Annotated in this window: 17 protein-coding genes; 7 read left to right on the top strand and 10 right to left on the bottom strand. The window is 59.0% G+C overall.

What is annotated here, in order from left to right; genetic code table 11:
• Nucleotides 1–478: 478 nt before the first annotated feature.
• Together HF916_RS35240 and HF916_RS35235 are read left to right on the top strand one after the other, a co-directional pair.
• A complete protein-coding gene (locus HF916_RS35240) occupies nt 479–1,033 on the top strand; it encodes a fasciclin domain-containing protein (protein ID WP_168793419.1) in 555 nt (184 codons plus the stop codon).
• 226 nt (nt 1,034–1,259) lie between these two features.
• Nucleotides 1,260–1,544 (top strand): hypothetical protein, encoded by a 285-nt coding sequence (locus tag HF916_RS35235; RefSeq protein WP_168793418.1) that lies wholly within the window; start codon nt 1,260–1,262, stop codon nt 1,542–1,544.
• A 200-nt stretch (nt 1,545–1,744) separates the two neighbouring features.
• On the opposite strand, the gene HF916_RS35230 is transcribed toward HF916_RS35235, so the two are convergent.
• Nucleotides 1,745–1,999 (bottom strand): hypothetical protein, encoded by a 255-nt coding sequence (locus HF916_RS35230; RefSeq protein WP_168793417.1) that lies wholly within the window; start codon nt 1,997–1,999, stop codon nt 1,745–1,747.
• A 534-nt stretch (nt 2,000–2,533) separates the two neighbouring features.
• Here HF916_RS35230 and HF916_RS35225 point away from each other — a divergent pair.
• The gene (locus HF916_RS35225; RefSeq protein WP_168793416.1) at nt 2,534–4,525 is read left to right on the top strand and encodes an acyl CoA:acetate/3-ketoacid CoA transferase; all 1,992 of its coding nucleotides are present in this window, start codon (nt 2,534–2,536) and stop codon (nt 4,523–4,525) included.
• Between the two features lie 4 nt (nt 4,526–4,529).
• On the opposite strand, the gene HF916_RS35220 is transcribed toward HF916_RS35225, so the two are convergent.
• Nucleotides 4,530–5,441, bottom strand: coding sequence for a LysR family transcriptional regulator (locus tag HF916_RS35220; RefSeq protein ID WP_168795756.1), 912 nt, complete (start codon nt 5,439–5,441; stop codon nt 4,530–4,532).
• Nucleotides 5,442–5,521: 80 nt separating this feature from the next.
• Here HF916_RS35220 and HF916_RS35215 point away from each other — a divergent pair, with 80 nt between their 5' ends.
• Entirely contained in the window at nt 5,522–6,445 is a 924-nt protein-coding gene (locus HF916_RS35215; protein WP_168793415.1) for a carbon-nitrogen hydrolase family protein, read from the top strand.
• Between the two features lie 136 nt (nt 6,446–6,581).
• Here the strand turns inward: HF916_RS35215 and benD are convergent, their stop codons facing one another.
• The 5 genes from benD to catA all read right to left on the bottom strand — a co-directional run bounded on the left by benD (nt 6,582) and on the right by catA (nt 11,307).
• Complete coding sequence (gene benD / locus HF916_RS35210; protein WP_168793414.1) at nt 6,582–7,358, bottom strand: benzoate diol dehydrogenase BenD; 777 nt, start codon at nt 7,356–7,358, stop codon at nt 6,582–6,584.
• On the bottom strand, nt 7,355–8,377 hold the full coding sequence (gene benC, locus HF916_RS35205) for a benzoate 1,2-dioxygenase electron transfer component BenC (protein ID WP_168793413.1): 1,023 nt from the start codon (nt 8,375–8,377) through the stop codon (nt 7,355–7,357). Before benC ends, benD begins: the two co-directional genes overlap by 4 nt.
• A 38-nt stretch (nt 8,378–8,415) precedes the next feature.
• Nucleotides 8,416–8,904, bottom strand: coding sequence for a benzoate 1,2-dioxygenase small subunit (gene benB / locus HF916_RS35200; RefSeq protein WP_168787393.1), 489 nt, complete (start codon nt 8,902–8,904; stop codon nt 8,416–8,418).
• Nucleotides 8,901–10,259 (bottom strand): Rieske 2Fe-2S domain-containing protein, encoded by a 1,359-nt coding sequence (locus tag HF916_RS35195; RefSeq protein ID WP_168787392.1) that lies wholly within the window; start codon nt 10,257–10,259, stop codon nt 8,901–8,903. Before HF916_RS35195 ends, benB begins: the two co-directional genes overlap by 4 nt.
• 112 nt (nt 10,260–10,371) lie before the next feature.
• Nucleotides 10,372–11,307, bottom strand: coding sequence for a catechol 1,2-dioxygenase (gene catA, locus HF916_RS35190; RefSeq protein ID WP_168793412.1), 936 nt, complete (start codon nt 11,305–11,307; stop codon nt 10,372–10,374).
• A gap of 174 nt (nt 11,308–11,481) precedes the next feature.
• Here catA and HF916_RS35185 point away from each other — a divergent pair, with 174 nt between their 5' ends.
• From HF916_RS35185 to catC, 3 genes are all read left to right on the top strand, one after another.
• A complete protein-coding gene (locus HF916_RS35185; RefSeq protein ID WP_168793411.1) occupies nt 11,482–12,405 on the top strand; it encodes a LysR family transcriptional regulator in 924 nt (307 codons plus the stop codon).
• Between the two features lie 105 nt (nt 12,406–12,510).
• Complete coding sequence (locus tag HF916_RS35180; protein WP_168793410.1) at nt 12,511–13,638, top strand: muconate/chloromuconate family cycloisomerase; 1,128 nt, start codon at nt 12,511–12,513, stop codon at nt 13,636–13,638.
• A 93-nt stretch (nt 13,639–13,731) separates the two neighbouring features.
• Complete coding sequence (gene catC / locus HF916_RS35175) at nt 13,732–14,034, top strand: muconolactone Delta-isomerase (RefSeq protein WP_168793409.1); 303 nt, start codon at nt 13,732–13,734, stop codon at nt 14,032–14,034.
• A gap of 234 nt (nt 14,035–14,268) precedes the next feature.
• Here catC and HF916_RS35170 read toward each other — a convergent pair whose 3' ends face one another.
• The 3 genes from HF916_RS35170 to HF916_RS35160 all read right to left on the bottom strand — a co-directional run bounded on the left by HF916_RS35170 (nt 14,269) and on the right by HF916_RS35160 (nt 17,255).
• Nucleotides 14,269–14,700 carry a tautomerase family protein gene (locus HF916_RS35170; RefSeq protein ID WP_168793408.1) on the bottom strand — a complete coding sequence of 144 codons (432 nt, stop codon included), beginning with the start codon at nt 14,698–14,700 and terminating at the stop codon, nt 14,269–14,271.
• Between the two features lie 146 nt (nt 14,701–14,846).
• Complete coding sequence (locus tag HF916_RS35165) at nt 14,847–15,731, bottom strand: 3-keto-5-aminohexanoate cleavage protein (RefSeq protein ID WP_168793407.1); 885 nt, start codon at nt 15,729–15,731, stop codon at nt 14,847–14,849.
• A gap of 117 nt (nt 15,732–15,848) precedes the next feature.
• Complete coding sequence (locus HF916_RS35160; RefSeq protein WP_168793406.1) at nt 15,849–17,255, bottom strand: NAD-dependent succinate-semialdehyde dehydrogenase; 1,407 nt, start codon at nt 17,253–17,255, stop codon at nt 15,849–15,851.
• Nucleotides 17,256–17,279: the final 24 nt, after the last annotated feature.

Here is a 17,279-nt window from a genome sequence, read left to right as displayed (position 1 = left end):
GATACAGTTCGCCAACTGTGCCGAATGCCAGTGCTGGTTTGAGAGTCGCACCGGGAAGTGCGTTAGTAATCCAGTCAAAGGCATTCATTTCACGTTGAGCAGCATGCACCGCTGCAGTGAGCACAGTGAGGGCTCGCTCTGCGGAGTGCCCACCAAGGTCGACGAAGCAACTCTCAAATGGATGCTTCGTTGTGCTCTCGACGTGTAACGCTGACTTTCGAACGTCCAAATCAACCTCCTTCGCGGATGCCCATCCTGTATATCAACTGAATGTGACAATACATCGCGTTGTCCCGCCAACGATGCGACTCGGCTCGCGCGAGCGTTCCGGATGGGCGCGCTAACCGTCCAGGAGAATGGCACGCTGCAACGCGACGTGAACAGGCGCGCATCCCGTTTTCGAATCCAGTCGCGAGTATTCCCCGTATATGCGGTCAGACCCACGCAATTACGCGTGGCAACTCTGGAGGAGTACACCATGAAATACAGGACTATGTTCGTCGCTGTCGCGCTGTCTGCAGCGGTATCAGGCGCCTTTGCTGCCAGTGACACGGTCACGGTCGGCGGTCAGGCCATGTACCCGAGCAAAGACATCGTAGACAACGCGGTCAACTCGGCCGACCACACCACCCTCGTTGCAGCGGTCAAAGCCGCAGGTCTCGTCGAGACGTTAAAGGGTCCAGGCCCGTTCACGGTGTTTGCGCCAACAAACGAGGCTTTTGCTGCGTTGCCGGCTGGTACGGTCGATACGCTCGTCAAGCCTGAAAACAAGACGATGCTGACCAGCATCCTGACGTATCACGTCATTCCGGGGCGCTACGACTTCCGCAAGCTCGACCAGGCCATCAAGGCTGGAGGCGGCAAGGCGGAACTGAAGACGGTCAATGGAGAAGACCTGACATTCACGGAGAACGGTCCGCACAACATCGTAGTCATGGATGCCAGTGGCCACACTGCCGACATTTCCACCTATGACGTCACCCAGAGCAATGGGGTCATCATGGTCGTAGACAAGGTTTTGATGCCGAAGTAATAGGCCAGGCAATCAGCGTCAGGCGCTCGAATTCAGCATAACGCTGTCATTTTCGGTGCCGGGCCACGACTCACCTGCATGCCTCGCATCTGGACGCAGCCAATGTCTGCCCCGTTTGCGTTGGAGTGACTGCTTGCGATTCGCCGCTGCGCAACCAGTCAGCCTTTTGCGGCATACGAGACTTCGGCGTGGCTAACGCACGCGCCTGCATCAAAGGAGAAATACCATGGAGAAGTTGACGATGAAGGTTCTGTTCGCGCGTGTCGCTGTCGTGTCACTCTGCGCGTGCGCCGCGACGCTTGCGCAGGCTGGCGGGAATGGCAACGGTGGATCTGGCGGTGGTGGTGCTCACGGTGCCGCGACCGCAGGCATGACGTACCACAGTGAGCCCGTCTCGAGCCCCTGGAACCGGGTTCCTGGCGACATGAGCAAGAGCGCGGACACAGCGCATGCGGATATGCCCGGCATGACTCCCGACGACAACGCGGTGCCTAAAAAAACTGTGCAATGAATGCCTGAAAGTTTGCCGGCGCGAGAAGGCTCATTGTCTGCGCGCCCGGCAACATGATCGCAAGGACTCGCTACGTCAGGTGTGGATGCCGCTGCCCGTGGTCGGCTTCGCATACCGAAAATTCGCGGCGCTGCCGGGCCAGAAGAACCCTACCTACGACCAGTCGAAGGCGTAATCGCCGGTTGCGCTCGCCGCTCTGTTCATATCGCCAATTGCCCTGGTGACCGCATGAAGCTTTCGATGAGCCGCAGCAAGTCCGTCTCGTCCGGCCGCGTACCCCATCGGCTGTATCCCGCAACGGATGCAATGGCAAACCAGGAATGCGGCGGAAACCATTCTGCTCGCACTGTCACGCCGCCGATAATGCGCAGTCGCCCCGTATCGCTGAGGAACTCAGCGTGAATCTTTTCGCCGCCGACGGTTTTACTGGCGATTACTGGCGTGGACCGAAGCATAAAGCCCTCCTGCGGTTTCTGGCTGCCAAAAGTGGATGCTCGTGAGCTGGCTCTCCCGAAGAAAACGAACATAGCGTGGGCGTTTGCATCAACCCGTCGAGTCAGCGACAAAGACCTGGGTTTCTGATGACACTGGGTGTTGATAGGCAAGTTGCATGCCGAGCAGAGCAAACGCCCGATAATCGATCTTTTGCCCGATTTGCACTTGCTGTCCGCCTGGTTCGGGAGCAATCGCGTCTGTCGGATGCACGAACGTGAACAACGAGGCACCCGTTCTGTGCTGAACAGCGAGCCTGGGAAATGCAACACAATGACCTCGCACATCCCGCAGCACACTCCGTCGATGTTCGAAACAGACGGCGCGAGACGTGTACTCTTACGATTGAGCCGCCAATTCATTTGTAAAGCCGGCTCTCCGCCGACAATAAATGGCCTACACACGAGCCAACGCATAGAAACCGTGGTCAAGTTGCAGCAGGTCCGAACAACTACATAGCGCCGGAGCCCGGCTCCACGGTGCGGTTTGGAGACATCATGAGCGCAGGCTTTCAACATCCGTTTCTCGCCACTGCAAACAACGTCGGGCGAAGCAAAATCGTCAGCGCCCAGCAGGCCGTCAGACTGATTCGTCCGGGTAACACGGTGGCAACGGGCGGCTTCGTCGGCATTGGCTTTGCAGAAGAAATTGCGGTCGCACTGGAACAGCTGTTCCTCGACTCAGCCGCTGACGATAGCGAGGCCCCTCGAAATCTGACGCTGGTCTACGCGGGCGGTCAGGGCGACGGCGCCCGCAAGGGCCTGAACCACTTTGCCCACCAGGGTCTGGTTCGGCGGGTCATCGGTGGTCACTGGGGGCTCGTTCCGGGGCTTCAACGCCTGGCCGTCGAAGGCCACATCGAGGCGTATAACCTTCCCCAAGGTGTCATCTCCCAGCTGTTTCGCGATATCGCAGCTCATCGGCCCGGTCATTTGTCCACGGTCGGACTCGATACGTTCGTCGACCCGCGCAACGGTGGCGGCAAGCTCAACGCCCGCACAACGGAGGACCTGGTTAGCCTGATATCGGTCAACGGCGCTGACTGCCTCCTTTATAAGACATTTCCGGTCGACGTAGCCATCGTGCGCGGCACCACTGCCGATGCAAACGGTAATGTGACGATGGAAAAGGAAGCGCTGACTCTTGAGTCGCTTGCCATCGCAATGGCCGCGCGTAATTCCGGCGGCATCGTGATAGTTCAGGTCGAGCGCATTGCCGAGTCAGGGACCTTGAATCCACGACAGGTCAAAATACCCGGGATTCTGGTCGATTGCGTTGTGGTCGCAAAACCGGAAAACCACTGGCAAACCTTCGCTGAGGCCTACAGCCCCGGTTTCGCGAGCGAGCTTCGCATTGCGACAAGTTCGATTCCAACCATGGCACTGACTGAACGGAAAGTCATCGCACGGCGCGCTTCGTTCGAACTGATGGCCAATAGCGTCGTCAACCTTGGGATTGGCATGCCGGAAGGGATTGCTAGCGTCGCGAACGAAGAGAAGGTGTGCGACCTTTTCACAATGACAACCGAGCCGGGCGTCATTGGAGGTATCCCGGCCGGGGGTTTGAATTTCGGTGCGGCAACCAATACCGACGCCATCATCGACCAGCCCTACCAGTTCGACTTCTACGACGGCGGTGGCCTGGACATTGCGTTTCTCGGGCTCGCGCAAGTCGACCGGGAAGGCAACCTCAACGTGAGCAAGTTCGGGCCAAAGCTTGCGGGCGCAGGTGGTTTTATCAACATCTCGCAGGCGGCAAAGAAGGTGGTGTTTGTCGGAACGTTCAACGCCGGCAAACTGGAAGTCAATATCAAGGACGGTCGCCTGCAAATTCTTAAGGATGGCCTCTGCCAAAAGTTCGTGGACGCAGTGGAACACCGAACCTTCGGCGGTCGTTACGCCAACGAACGGCAGCAGCCCGTGCTCTACATTACGGAGCGATGCGTCTTTACCCTGACGCCCGACGGACTCGAACTCGTCGAGATTGCACCGGGGGTCGATCTCCAGCGAGACATCCTTTCCCAGATGGGTTTCGCTCCCGTCATCAAATCACCGCCGCGTCTGATGGACGCCCGCATTTTCGACAATAAGCCGATGGGTTTGCGAGCCATGCTGTTAAGGCTGACGCTCAGTGAGCGGTTCAGCTACGACGCCGATAAAAACATGTTGTTTATCAACTTCGAAGGGCACAAGGTCATGACTGTCGACGACGTTGAAGCCGTCAGAGCCGAGGTCGAGCGGGCCCTGTCCGACCTCAAGGTGCGGCCTCACGCAATCGTCAACTATGACAATTTCTCGATAGCGCCCGAAGTCATCGATGCCTATTCTGAAATGGTGACCGGCCTGGTCGCCCGATATTACTCAGACGTGACGCGTTACACGACAAGCAGCTTCCTTCGCATGAAATTGGGGGACGCGCTGCAGCGGCGCAGTGTCGCTACGTACATTTATGAGAGCCCCGAGGAGGCCTCGTCTCACGAGGCACGTTAGCGCATCAGATGGTGAGAGGAAAGCTTTCCTGAATCGCGGACCGGACCTTGACCACCGCGGAATCGCGCATCGAGCTAGTCCGCCATGCAAGTACGATCGGGTAAATCGGGAGTTTTACCGGGCACTCGACAAGCGTCAGCCCGGTCAGTCTGGAAATCGCCAGCGCCGCATGCCTCGGAATGGTCGCGACCGCGCGGGAGCCCTTCAGCAGATGCGGCAGGGAAGCAAAATGGGTCGTTGAGGCGATGACGTTACGCCGTCGACCGAGTGCCGACAGCCCCTCATCCACGATCCCTACTACCCCGCCCGAAGAGACGAGAATGTGTCCTCGCGACACGTATTCATCCAGCGTCAGAGTAGACGCCGCGCGACGTTTCTCATCCAGCAGACATGCGTAATCTCCTTCGCCCACAACCCGCTGGTTGAGCCCTCGGCCGGACGATGCATCCGCGAACAACGCGAGGTCCATTTCGCGATTTGCCAGCGCGTCGCCGACAATCTGACTATGGGTTTGCCGGAAGATGAGCCTCAGTGCCGGTGCGCTCTGCGCCAGGCGTTCAATCAACTGTCGCCCCACCGCAATCTCAAAGTCATCGGACAGCCCGATCGAAACTGAGCGGCCATGAAACGAGGTCGCATCGGGCCAGGCAATAGCGACGGTCTGACGGCATTTGCCGAGCGCTTCGCTCACCAGCGGTTTCAGCTCTTTTGCACGGGATGTCGGCGCAAGGCCCCGTCCAGTACGCACGAACAGAGTGTCGGAGAACACTTCGCGCAGCCGTCCGAGCGCCGCACTCACTGCGGATTGGGTCAGATTGAGGCGAATTGCAGCCCGGCTCGCGCCCCCTTCCTCGAACAAAGCTTCAAAGACCTTGAAGAGGTTCAGGTCGACAGCATCGATATCGATTTCGTTCATATCAGATAGTGGCGATATGCGTTCACACGATTTTACATCCGCGTAAAGATGCAGCATCAACGTTCCTCAAGGAAAACGCCATGTCCACGTCAACAGTCGCCGCGCTGCAAATCGGTTCCTCTGCAGCAGGAAAAGCCCAGACCCTGCAGCACATCCTTTCTTTCGAAGAGCAGATTCGCGCCTCCGGCGCCAAGCTCGTGGTCATGCCTGAGGCGTTGTTGGGCGGCTACCCTAAGGGTGAAATTTTCGGGACTCGTCTTGGCTATCGGTTGCCGGAAGGTCGCGAGGCATTCGCGCGGTACTACGACAACGCCATCGACGTGCCTGGCGAGGAAACTCAAGCGCTCGCTGATCTTTCGGCCAGGTGCGGCGCTTCGATCGTCATCGGCGTGATCGAACGAGGGGGCAACACGCTCTACTGCACCGCGTTGTTCTTCAACCCTGACGACGGCCTGGTGGCGAAACACCGTAAGCTGATGCCGACGGGCACGGAGCGACTCATCTGGGGACAAGGCGACGGATCGACCTTGCCTGTCGTGAAGACCGAAGCCGGCGTGGCCGGGACGGCAATCTGCTGGGAAAATCACATGCCGCTCCTGCGCACGGCGATGTATGCGAAGGGTGTGCAAGTTTGGTGTGCGCCAACGGTGGACGAGCGAGACATCTGGCAGTGCTCGATGCGGCATATCGCTCACGAAGGCAGGTGCTTCGTTATCAGCGCATGTCAGGTGCAAGCTTCGCCGGCACAACTCGGCATAGAAGTGCCGGGGTGGGACGAAAACCGGCCACTTATCAACGGTGGCAGCCTCATCGTGGGCCCTTTGGGCGAAGTTCTGGCAGGTCCGCTCCGTGGCGAGACCGGATTAGTGGTCGCTGAAATCGACACCGATGAACTCGTCCGCGCACGATATGACTTCGACGTCGTGGGCCATTACTCGCGGCCCGACGTGTTCTCGCTGTCCGTCGACGAGCGCGCCAAACGAACTGTGGAGTTCAAGTCGTAGTCGAAATGCTTCCACGTATGCCGGTTGAACGCCGTGCTCATGAATCGAGCCTCCATCCGCCGTAAGCGTTAGTGAGGCTCTTCCCGCCGCCGGTCTTCTTAGTTGTGTGAGCCAGTTGGCTGGAAAGAGTATCGAATCAGCCCGTGTCGCCGCCTGCTACTGGCAACACAGTGCCGGTGATATAACCCGCCTCGTCCGACGCGAGGAACAGAATCGGCGCGGCCTGCTCGTCGATGCTGCCGTAGCGTTTAAAGAAGGTCGATTCAGTGACCTGCTTAACCGCTTCGCCCATCCAGATTTTTTCCTGCTCGCTATCGCCGACCGAGTTACGCGGGACACGTCGCGGAGGCGCATCAGTCCCACCCGGCGCGGTGGCGACCACGCGGATGTTGTGCTCCGCGTATTCCATCGCCAGCGACTGCGTCATCGCGTTGACACCGCCCTTCGCCGCCGAATACGGAACGCGGCGGATACCGCGAGTGGCATTCGAGGACACGTTCACGATAGTCCCGCCTCCGCGCTTGAGCAGGTACGGCAGGACTGCATGGCAGGCGTACAGCGTCGGCATGAGGGAGCGACGGATTTCCGCATCGATCTGTGCGGGCTCGAACTGGGCGAACGGACGCATGCGAATCGCGCCACCCACGCCATTGACCAGAATGTCGATGCCGCCAAAGGTGCGCGCGGCGAAGGCCATCGCCGACGCAGCGCCATCGTACGTCTCAAGGTCAGCGACAAACCCTGCTGTTTCCGCGCCGTGCGCTTCGGCGGCGACTTCCGACACGAAGTCGGCGCGGTCCACGAACAGCACCTTGCCGCCTTCGGCGGCTGCGCGAAGCGCTACCGCGCGACCGATGCCCTGCGCGGCGCCGGTGACCACCATGACCTTGCCAGCGAATCGTTGCGTGCTCATGCTGCCCTCGGTGCTGCGTTAGCGGTGAACTTCTCATAGTGGAAGCTGTTGGGCTTCACACCGTTGTCGTCGAAATGCTTACGCACTGCATCGACCATCGGCGGTGGCCCGCACAGGTACACGTCCACGTCACCATCATTGACGGCCTCCGCCGGCATATGCTGCGTCACCCAACCCTTGCGAGGATGGGTCGACTCCGTGTCGGCCACGACGGTGCTGTAAGTGAAATTCGGCAACTTCGCCACGTAGGTTTCGATTGCATCGACCTGCACGAGGTCGAGGTCTCGCGTTACGCCGTAAATCAGATGCACTTTTTGCTGCGAATTCGTGCGAGCCAGCACTTCAAGCATCGACAGGAACGGTGCGAGGCCCGTGCCGCCCGCGAGGAACAGCAACGGCCGCTCAACCGCGCGCAGATAGAAGCTGCCGAGCGGTCCGGTCAACTCCACCTTGTTGCCTGCCTGCGCGGATTCGAGCCAGGTGCTCATCACACCACCAGAAATTTTCTTGATCAGAAAACTGATTTTCGATTCGCCCGGTGCCGAAGAAAAAGAATATGAACGGTGCTGACCGCTGCCAGGAACGTCGATGTTGACATACTGGCCGGGCAGGAATACCGGCGCGGCCGCCTCCACATCCAGTTCGAGCACGATGGCCGCATCGTTGTGCGCCTCGACCTTCGATACGGTCGCGGCGAACTTGCTTTGCTCAGTCTTGCATGCAGTGGAAGATGCCGGCACCGCAATGACACAATCGCTTTCTGGCACCATCTGGCAGGTGAGCACGAGACCGCCCTCCTTCTCATCCTCGGTCAGCGCATCTTCGATGTAATCGTCGCCCAGGTCGTAGCTTCCGCTCTCGGCGCGGCACTTGCAGGTACCGCACACGCCATCGGAGCAATCCATCGGCAGGTTGATTTTTGCGCGAAAGGCGGCGTCGAGCACCTTTTCGCCCGCCTTGCAGGTAACGAAGCGGGTCACGCCGTCTTCAAAATTCAGTGCAATGTTGTAGCTGGACATCTTGCCTCCTGTACTTCTCATTTCCGCGGTGATTGCGCTCAAACGTGATAGACGTCGAGTACCTGGCGGATGTAGTCGTCCTTCAACACGATGCGCTTGTAGCAAATCAACAGTTCATCGTTGACCTTGCGCAGAGTGACGAACATCGTGCCGAAAAACTGGTCGGTGGTTCTGTAACGGTGGCTGAGCGTGTTGAAGTTGTAGCGCACGTCCACTTCGCTCTCGCGCTCGGCCAGCACTTCCACATTGGTGACGTTGTGACTGGTTCGCGGTTCAGGCATCGAGGCACTGCTGCGCTCGGTCTTGATGCGGAACACACGGTCTTCCAGGCCGCCACGGTCCGGGTAATACATCAGCGAAATCTGACTCTCGTGGTCGTCGGTGAGCTGATCATCGTCATCCCACGCCGGCATCCAGTACGTGACGTCCTCGGTATAGCAGGCAAGCCAGTCGTCCCATTGACGGTCGTCGAGCAGGCGCGCTTCACGGAACAGCACGGCGCAAATTTTCTGGTGATCGAAGCTCATGCCAGGGCCTCCCCTTGTTCCTTTTTGAGTGCGTCGCGCATCACATGGACCCAGTACTCGTGCTGACACACAAACAGGCCCTCGTCTTCACTGCGCTCGCCAGAAATGAGTGGCTTCAGACCCATATTTTTTGCATTCGTGTCGGCCCCTTCGACCCACAGCGGCGCGCCGCGCGACAGGTCGTTCCACATTGCAGTGGTGCCGGCATAGCCCGCCTGGCAGGCACGGAATTCTTCGAGGTCATCCGCGGTGCCCATGCCCGAGACGTTAAAGAAGTCTTCGTACTGGCGGATGCGGGTAGCCCGGTCGGCTGCGCTCTCGCCCTTCGGCGCGAAACAGAAGATGCTGACTTCGGTCTTGTCCACGCTGATCGGACGGACGACGCGAATCTGCGTGCTGAACTGGTCCATCAGGAACACGTTCGGATACAGACAAAGATTCCGGGTCTGGTTGACGATGAAGTCTGCCTTCACCTCGCCCACACGTGCCTTGATTTCGTCCCGGTATTGATAGACCGGTCGCACTTCCGGGTTCATCGTCTTGGTCCACAGCAGGATGTGGCCGTGCTCGAACCCGTACACGCCGGCTACCGACTTGCTCCAGCTGTTCGCATCCACGGCCTTGGTGCCCTCGACCTTGCGCCGGTCCATCGTCGCAGCGTAGTTCCAGTGCACGGTGCTGACGTGGTAGCCGTCGCAGCCGTTCTCCATCTGCATCTTCCAGTTGCCGTCGTAGACGTACGATGAATTGCCGCGCAACACTTCCAGCCCGTCCGGGGCCTGGTCGACGATCTGGTCGATGATGACCCTGGTCTCGCCGAGGTAGTCCTCCAGTGGAATCGCGTCGGCGTTGAGCGTGCCGAACAGGAAGCCGCGATAGCTCTGGAAGCGTGCGACTTTTTTCAGGTCATGCGAGCCGTTGGTATTGAATTGCACCGGGTATTCGGTGGTCTTCACATCTTTCACTTTCAGCAGCTTGCCGGTGTTGGCGAAGCTCCAGCCGTGGAACGGACACGTGAAGGTGCCTTTGTTGCCGTGCTTTTTACGGCACAGCATCGCGCCTTTGTGCGCGCAGGCATTGATGACCGCGTGCAGTTCGCCGCTTTTGTCGCGAGTTACCACGATAGGCTGGCGGCCAATCCAGGTGGTGTAGTAGTCGTTGTTGTTGGGAATCTGGCTTTCATGCGCGAGATAGACCCAGTTGCTCTCGAAAATGTGCTTCATTTCGAGCTCGAACAATTCAGCGTTCGTGAAGATGTCGCGGCGGCAACGGAATACACCGTTTTGCTTGTCGTCCTGAACCGCGGTGTGCAGCAGTTCATCGAGTTGCGAGGCTTTGTCGATAGTTGCAGACATGAGTGCTCTCCTACGCGTGCTCCAGGTCATGGGGCACGCGCATCAGTGTCGAAAGATTCTTGCGAAGGATTGAGCGGCAGCAGTGCTACGACGCAGCGGCCGCGTTCAGAAGTTAGGCGGTAGCAGACACACGCAGGCGATGCACGAGCTGGTTATCCTTGCCCTGAATCAGCGGAGTCAACTCGATGTCGAACGCGATTTCCTTATACGCATCGGTCTTCATTCCCAGCGCAGTGCCGCCGGTCTTTTCAACCACGTGGGGAATCAGATCCTCGCGGGTGGCGTAAGCGAAGTCGTCCCAGATCAACGGATCACCCTCGATGTTGATTTGCGTCGTCAGCTTGCGGGACTTGTCGGAGGAGACGAAGAAGTGCACGTGCGCCGGGCGGTTGCCATGGCGGCCGAGCACGTCCAGCAGTTGCTGGGTCGCGCCATGCGGCGGACAGCCATAGCCGACCGGCATGAGCGTACGGAACTCGTACTTGCCGTCGGAGCCGGTGCTGACCGCTCCGCGCAGATTGAACTCGCTCTGTGCGCCGGTCGGGTCGAAGTGCGAATAGAAGCCTTTCGAATTGGCGTGCCAGCATTCGACCAACGCCCCTGCTACGGGCTTGCCATCCGGGCCGGTTACCGTGCCGCGGATAACCAGTGGGCCGGCATCTTCGTCCGGATTGATATCGATTTTCGACACGCCATCGCGCACGGGCGCACCGGCGACATACAGCGGACCCTCGATGGTACGCGGCGTGCCGCCGGTAATTTCAGCCGCTTTGTCTTCCGCGTCCATGCGGATGTCGAGGTATTTCTCCAGACCGAGACCCGCAGCCAGCAGCGCGGCTTCGCCGTCCTGGCCGAGCTTGTTGAAGTAGTGGACGCCAGCCCAGATTTCGTCGGGCGTTATGTCGAGGTCGTCGATGGCCTTGAACAGGTCGCCCAGCAGACGATTGACAATCTCTTTTGCGCGAGCACCGCCGTCCTGGCTACCCACGTTGGTAGCAGCCTTCAGCAGGTCTTGCACTTCCTTCGTATCGAACACTTTGACGCTCATGTCTGCTCCTGAATCTCTATTTTCTGATGGGGTAAACCCTTGGTTTAGCGCCTGCTTGAATATGCCTGAGAGGTATAATGGGTGCTGAAACAGAGTGTGAATGCAGAATAATGGACGTCGGAAGGCCTCGTCCAACACTGATTTAGTATCGGTCTATATCCATGAGGTATTGAAATGGAACTGCGGCATCTTCGCTATTTCGTCGCCGTGGCCGAGGAACGCAATTTCACGCGCGCGGCACAGCGACTGAACATGGCGCAACCGCCTTTGAGCCGTCAGATTCAGCAGCTCGAAGAGATTCTTGAGGTGCAGCTATTCCAGCGCGACTCGCGCCCGTTGAAGCTCACCGAGACGGGTAAGTTCTTCTATGCTCATGCCGTCCAGTTGCTGGCCCAAACGTCCGAACTCGAATCAATGACGCGGCGCGTGGGCAACATAGAGCGCAGCCTCTCTGTTGGATTCGTGGGCTCGACGTTGTATGGAATGCTGCCCAAAATCATCCGGCGCTTCCGCGATGAAAACACGACCGTCGAACTCAGCCTCCACGAGATGTCGACGATGGACCAGATTCGAGCGCTAAAGGACGGTCAGATCGATGTCGGGTTTGGCCGTATTCGGCACGAGGACGCGAACATCCGTCGGGTGATTCTTCGCGAGGAGAAGATGATTGTTGCCCTCCCGGAGGGCCATCCACTCTCACTAGCCAAGCCCGTCCTCGCTCTCAGCGACCTGGTCAACGAAACGCTGATTATTTTCCCTAAGGCGCCGCGCCCCAGTTATGCAGACCAGGTGCTGTCGGCATTCGAAGACCGCGGCCTCAAGCCTCGCCGGATCTATGAAGTACGGGAGTTGCAGATTGCGCTAGGCCTCGTCGCAGCGGGGGAAGGAATTTCCGTCGTTCCGAGTAGTGTGTACGGCCTGAAGCGAGACGACGTAAGTTACAAGGAACTGGACGACCCCACTCTGGTTTCCCCAATCATCATGAGCATGCGTGCGCTCGACGAGTCGCGCGACATTCGGGAAATGCTTGAACTCATCTATCGGCTGTACGAGGAGGAAAAGATAACCTTTGCGCCCCGTAACGATTCGGGGCGGTGATACCCGCTATACCCCGGAGGTATGGCACTAGACGTCGACGGTGTTGGACAGGCGGTTATTGGGCACGCAATACTTCAGCAACCCCTCCACTCCAACATTCCAGGTATGAACGCCCAAATCACCTCTGTCGAAGCGATTCTGGTTGACCTCCCAACCATTCGCGCGCATCAGCTAGCCATGGCGACGATGCAGCAACAAACCTTAGTGATCGTCCGTCTGCGCTCGAGCGATGGTATCGAGGGCCTAGGCGAAGCGACCACGATTGGCGGTCTGTCGTACGGCGACGAGAGCCCCGAAGGCATCAAGCTGACCATCGACACTTATCTTGCACCGGCGATTGTTGGGCAAGACGCGACCAACATCAACGACGCAATGCTCAAGCTGAACAAGGTTGCTCGGGGCAACCGGTTCGCCAAGTGCGCAATTGAGACGGCTTTGCTGGACGCTCAGGGCAAGCGCCTGGGCGTTCCCGTTTCGACGCTTCTTGGCGGCGCTGTCCGCAAGACGCTTCCGGTCCTGTGGACGCTCGCAAGCGGCGATACCCAACGCGACATCGATGAAGCAGAAACGCTGCTCGCCGAACGTCGCCACAATACTTTCAAGCTGAAGATTGGCCGACGTAGCGTGCGTGATGACGTAGCGCACGTGTCGAAAATCAAAGCCGCGCTCGGCGACCGTGCCAAAGTCACCGTCGACGTGAATCAGGCATGGAACGAGGTTGACGCAGCGCTGGGAATCGAAGCGCTTGAAGCTGCCGGCATTGACCTCATCGAGCAACCCACTCCGCGAGAGCAGCGCGGAGCACTCGCGAGACTTGCATCGCGTTTCATCGTACCTATCATGGCCGACGAAGCAGTGACAGGCCCGGAGGATGCCCTTGAACTTGTGCGCGGCGCCTGTGCGGACGTCTTTGCGCTGAAGATTGCGAAGTCCGGCGGAATCTACGGAATGATGCGTACAGCCGCCATTGCGGATGCAGCCGGCGTGTCCCTGTATGGCGGCACGATGCTCGAAGGCAGCATTGGGTCAATTGCATCGGCACACGGATTCAGCGCTCTCCCCCAACTTGCCTGGGGTACCGAACTATTCGGACCGCTCCTGTTGAAGGACGACATCGTCACTGCGCGCCCCCAGTATCGGGACTTCGACCTTCATCTGCCAGAAGGGCCCGGTCTGGGCTTGCATATCGATGAAGAGAAGCTCGCTTTCTATCGTCGCGACAAAAATAGCTGAGCGCAAAGTCAATCCAGCACCGGGCACATCGACCCATTACGACTATTGTGCTGGCGGACCTGAGAGACCCCTACTTTTTTGAATGAGAAACACATGCTATATCTCGTAAGAATGGATGTACACCTGCCACACGATATGCCGGTGGCTCAGGCTGACGAAATCAAGGCACGAGAAAAAGCGTACTCACAAGAGCTCCAGCACCAGGGCAAGTGGCAGCAACTCCATCGCGTTGTCGGTGAGTATGCGAACTACAGCGTTTTCGATGTCGATTCGCATGACGAACTACACACCATCCTCTCCGGTCTGCCGCTGTTTCCGTATATGACGATGAAGGTGACCTCGCTCGCGCGCCACCCGTCGTCCATCCAACGCCAGCACGCCAGCGGCGGAAAGTAAAAGCGGGGTAATAGCAAGGCGTGGCGATTTCTCCGGCACGCTGCGTGGGCCTGAAAATCGCTACGGATAACGATGGAAAGATACGCGCCACCAAACACGTCTCCGCTTTATTGTGAAATGATACTTTCGGGAGACGGGCAGCCAGAAGATGGGGAAATACTGCGGCGAAAGCCCGGCTTTCACCGCAGTCGGTTGAGTTCAACTTCCGAGTCGTTTCAGACGTGACTGATCGATTCAACCTTCGCTCGGATCATAGGGCGACGCCCGGTTTTCAAGCTTCCATTTCTTCTCAGCTTCCGTATCAGGCCGAGGTGGTCGAATATTGTCGATCAACCACAGTTCTTGCGGCGTTTCGCCAACATGCAACTCGTAGTGGTAGCCTCGATCCTGGACAAATGGCGCGATCGCAGCGTTCGCCTTGAGCAGCCAGGACGCCGTCCACTCGACGTCCTTGGCGATGTGTCTGGCGAAATGGTCCAGTCTGATTCTGACGAAGTCGCCTCGCGGCACGCCCCCCATGTAGAAGGAGTCTTTCGGCTGTTCATGAAACAGAACGCCTACGTAAAAGGGAGGAATGATGTAAATGTCGGTGATTCGCTTTGCCATCTCCTGCTTGTCATCTGCCGTGTAGGCGCCGACCGGATGATAGATATTCCACAAAGGCATTTTTGTCTCCATGCATCGATAGATGCCGCGTTTCTTATGTCAGAACACCCAGGTCTCCTTGCAGGAACAGGATGAACCAGACATGAATGAGGCGGCGGTGTAGATAGCCCAAGAATAGGCTACCGGTTAAAACCTCTCCACCCGTTCTATTGGCGACGGGGAAGGCCGAGTATGCTGCGAGCCTCGTCAGGCGTTGCCACGTCTGCGCCGATGCTTTTAACGATACTGACCGCACGTTTGACCAGCGCTGCGTTGCCTGGCGCCAGTTCGCCTTTGGCAAGATAAAGATTGTCCTCGAGACCGACGCGGACATGTCCGCCGAGAATCACGCTTTGCGCCACCATCGGAAATTGCGCGCGCGAGATGCCGAACGCCGACCAATGGGCGTTCTCGGGCAGATAGCGCTTCATCTGAAGAAGGCTCTCGGTGTCGGCGGACGCTCCCCATGGCACGCCAAGACATAACTGGAACAGCGGCGCCTGCAAAATCCCCTGCGTTTCGATCAGGTGGCGCGCGAGGCGCACATGCCCGAGATCGAATACCTCGATTTCCGGCTTCACACCGGCTTCCTCGATCAAGGTTGCCATTTTGACGAGATGGTCGGGTACGTTGACGAATGCGCGATTGCCGAAGTTCATGGTCGCTACGTCCAGCGTGCAGATTTCCGGACGCAACTCGAGCACATGCTGGACGCGGGCCTCAGGCGTCATCATCGTACTCAATTCACTCCCCCGGTTCGGGTCTTCGTCGCTGGGAACGAAACGTGCACCTGGGCCCGTCGTCAGATTGATCAATATCGGGCACCCACTATCGCGGATACGCGAAACGACTTCTCTGTAGAGCGACAACTCAGTGCTCGGAACGCCAGTCCTGGGGTCCCGTACGTGAATGTGTGCGATGCTCGCACCGGCTTCACATGCAGCAATAGCCTCATTGGCGATTTGCTCGGGCGTCACGGGCACGGCAGAGCTCAGCCGCGGCGTATCGTCGCTTCCAGTGATTGCACAACTGATAATCGTCTTGCTTGTCATAGGGTTCGTTCAAAGGAAAAAAGAATCAAGCGCCACAATCGCGCGCCTTGCCATGTGACCAGCGTCGGGCGCCCGTCGACGGACATGACAAAGAGTGGACGGCGCGCCGAGGTACGTTCAGGCGACCCGCGCGGGGCCGAACGGTGCCGCCCCGACGGGGGCGACCCTGATCAGCTTTTTGTTGACAAATTCGTCGAAGCCCAACTGAGAAAGCTCCCGGCCGAAACCTGAACGCTTGACGCCACCGAACGGCAGTTCCGCCGCCGTGCCGAACGGCTGATTGATGAACACCATGCCGCTGTCGATCTGCGCGGCGACCCGCTCGCCGCGTTCGGTATCCGCGGTGAACACCGACGCACCGAGACCGTACGGCGTGCCGTTGGCGAGCGCAATCGCGGCAGCTTCGTCCTCGACGACGTGGAACGCGGCGACCGGCCCGAACAGTTCTTCGGCGAAGACCGGATTTTGTGGCGAGATGTCGGTCAGAACAGTCGGTTGCAAGTAAAAGCCTGGGCGCTCGACGCGCGTGCCGCCACACACGATGCGTGCACCGTGCGAAGCCGCGCGATCGATCTGCTCAAGCAGCAGCATCAACGCGCGCTCGGACGAAAGCGGAGCGACGGCGGTCGCCGGATCGGCTGGATCGCCCGTCTCGAGCGCTGCCATCCGCTTCGCGAAGCCTTCTAGGAAGGCGTCCCCGCGCGGCTTGCCAACCACGATGATGCGCTTGGAACCCACGCAGCATTGCCCCGCGTTGAGCATGCGGCCCGCGACCGCGCTTTGGATCGCCCAGTCGAGCGGCGCATCCTCGAGCACGATGAGCGGGTCGCTGCCGCCCAGTTCGAGCACGACCTTCTTCAGATTGCGGCCGGCACGCTCGGCGACGGCGGCGCCGGCGCGCTCGCTGCCCGTCAGGGTCACGCCCTGGACGCGCGGGTCGTCGATGACACGGCCGGCCTGCTCGATCGAGATAAACAGATTCGTATATACGCCTTCGGGTGCGCCTGCCTCCTCGAACAGTCGAGCGAAAGCCAACGCCGATTGCGGCACGCTTTCCGCATGCTTGAGCAGCAGGACGTTGCCCACCATCAGTTGCGGCCCGGCTACACGCGCAATCTGGTAGTACGGAAAATTCCACGGCTCGATGCCGAAGAGCACGCCGATTGGTTCGATGTGCACGGCTGCGCCGGGCGCTTCCGCGAGCGGGCGCGGTTGCAGATAGGCCTGCGCATGCTTTGCGTAGTAGTCGAGAATACTCGCCGCCGATTCCACTTCCTTGCGCGCTTCGCCGACGCGTTTGCCCATCTCCAGCGTCAGGTAGCCCGCGTATTCGTCGGCTTTTTCCCGTAACAGCGCAGCCGCCCGCGACACAATGCGCGCCCGGTCGCTAACTGGACGGCGGCGCCAGTCAGTTTCAAAAGCGCGCTGCGCGGCAGCGAGCTTCGCTTCGAGCAACGCGTCGGATATGTCGTCATAGGTGGCGAGCAGTTCGCCGGTAGCAGGATTGATAGTCGTGTACGGCATGAGGTTCTCCGCGGAAAGGTTGGC

The sequence above is a fragment of the Paraburkholderia aromaticivorans genome (assembly GCF_012689525.1).
GTDB lineage: Bacteria > Pseudomonadota > Gammaproteobacteria > Burkholderiales > Burkholderiaceae > Paraburkholderia > Paraburkholderia aromaticivorans_A.
This window is presented reverse-complemented; position numbering and strand designations above follow the sequence as displayed.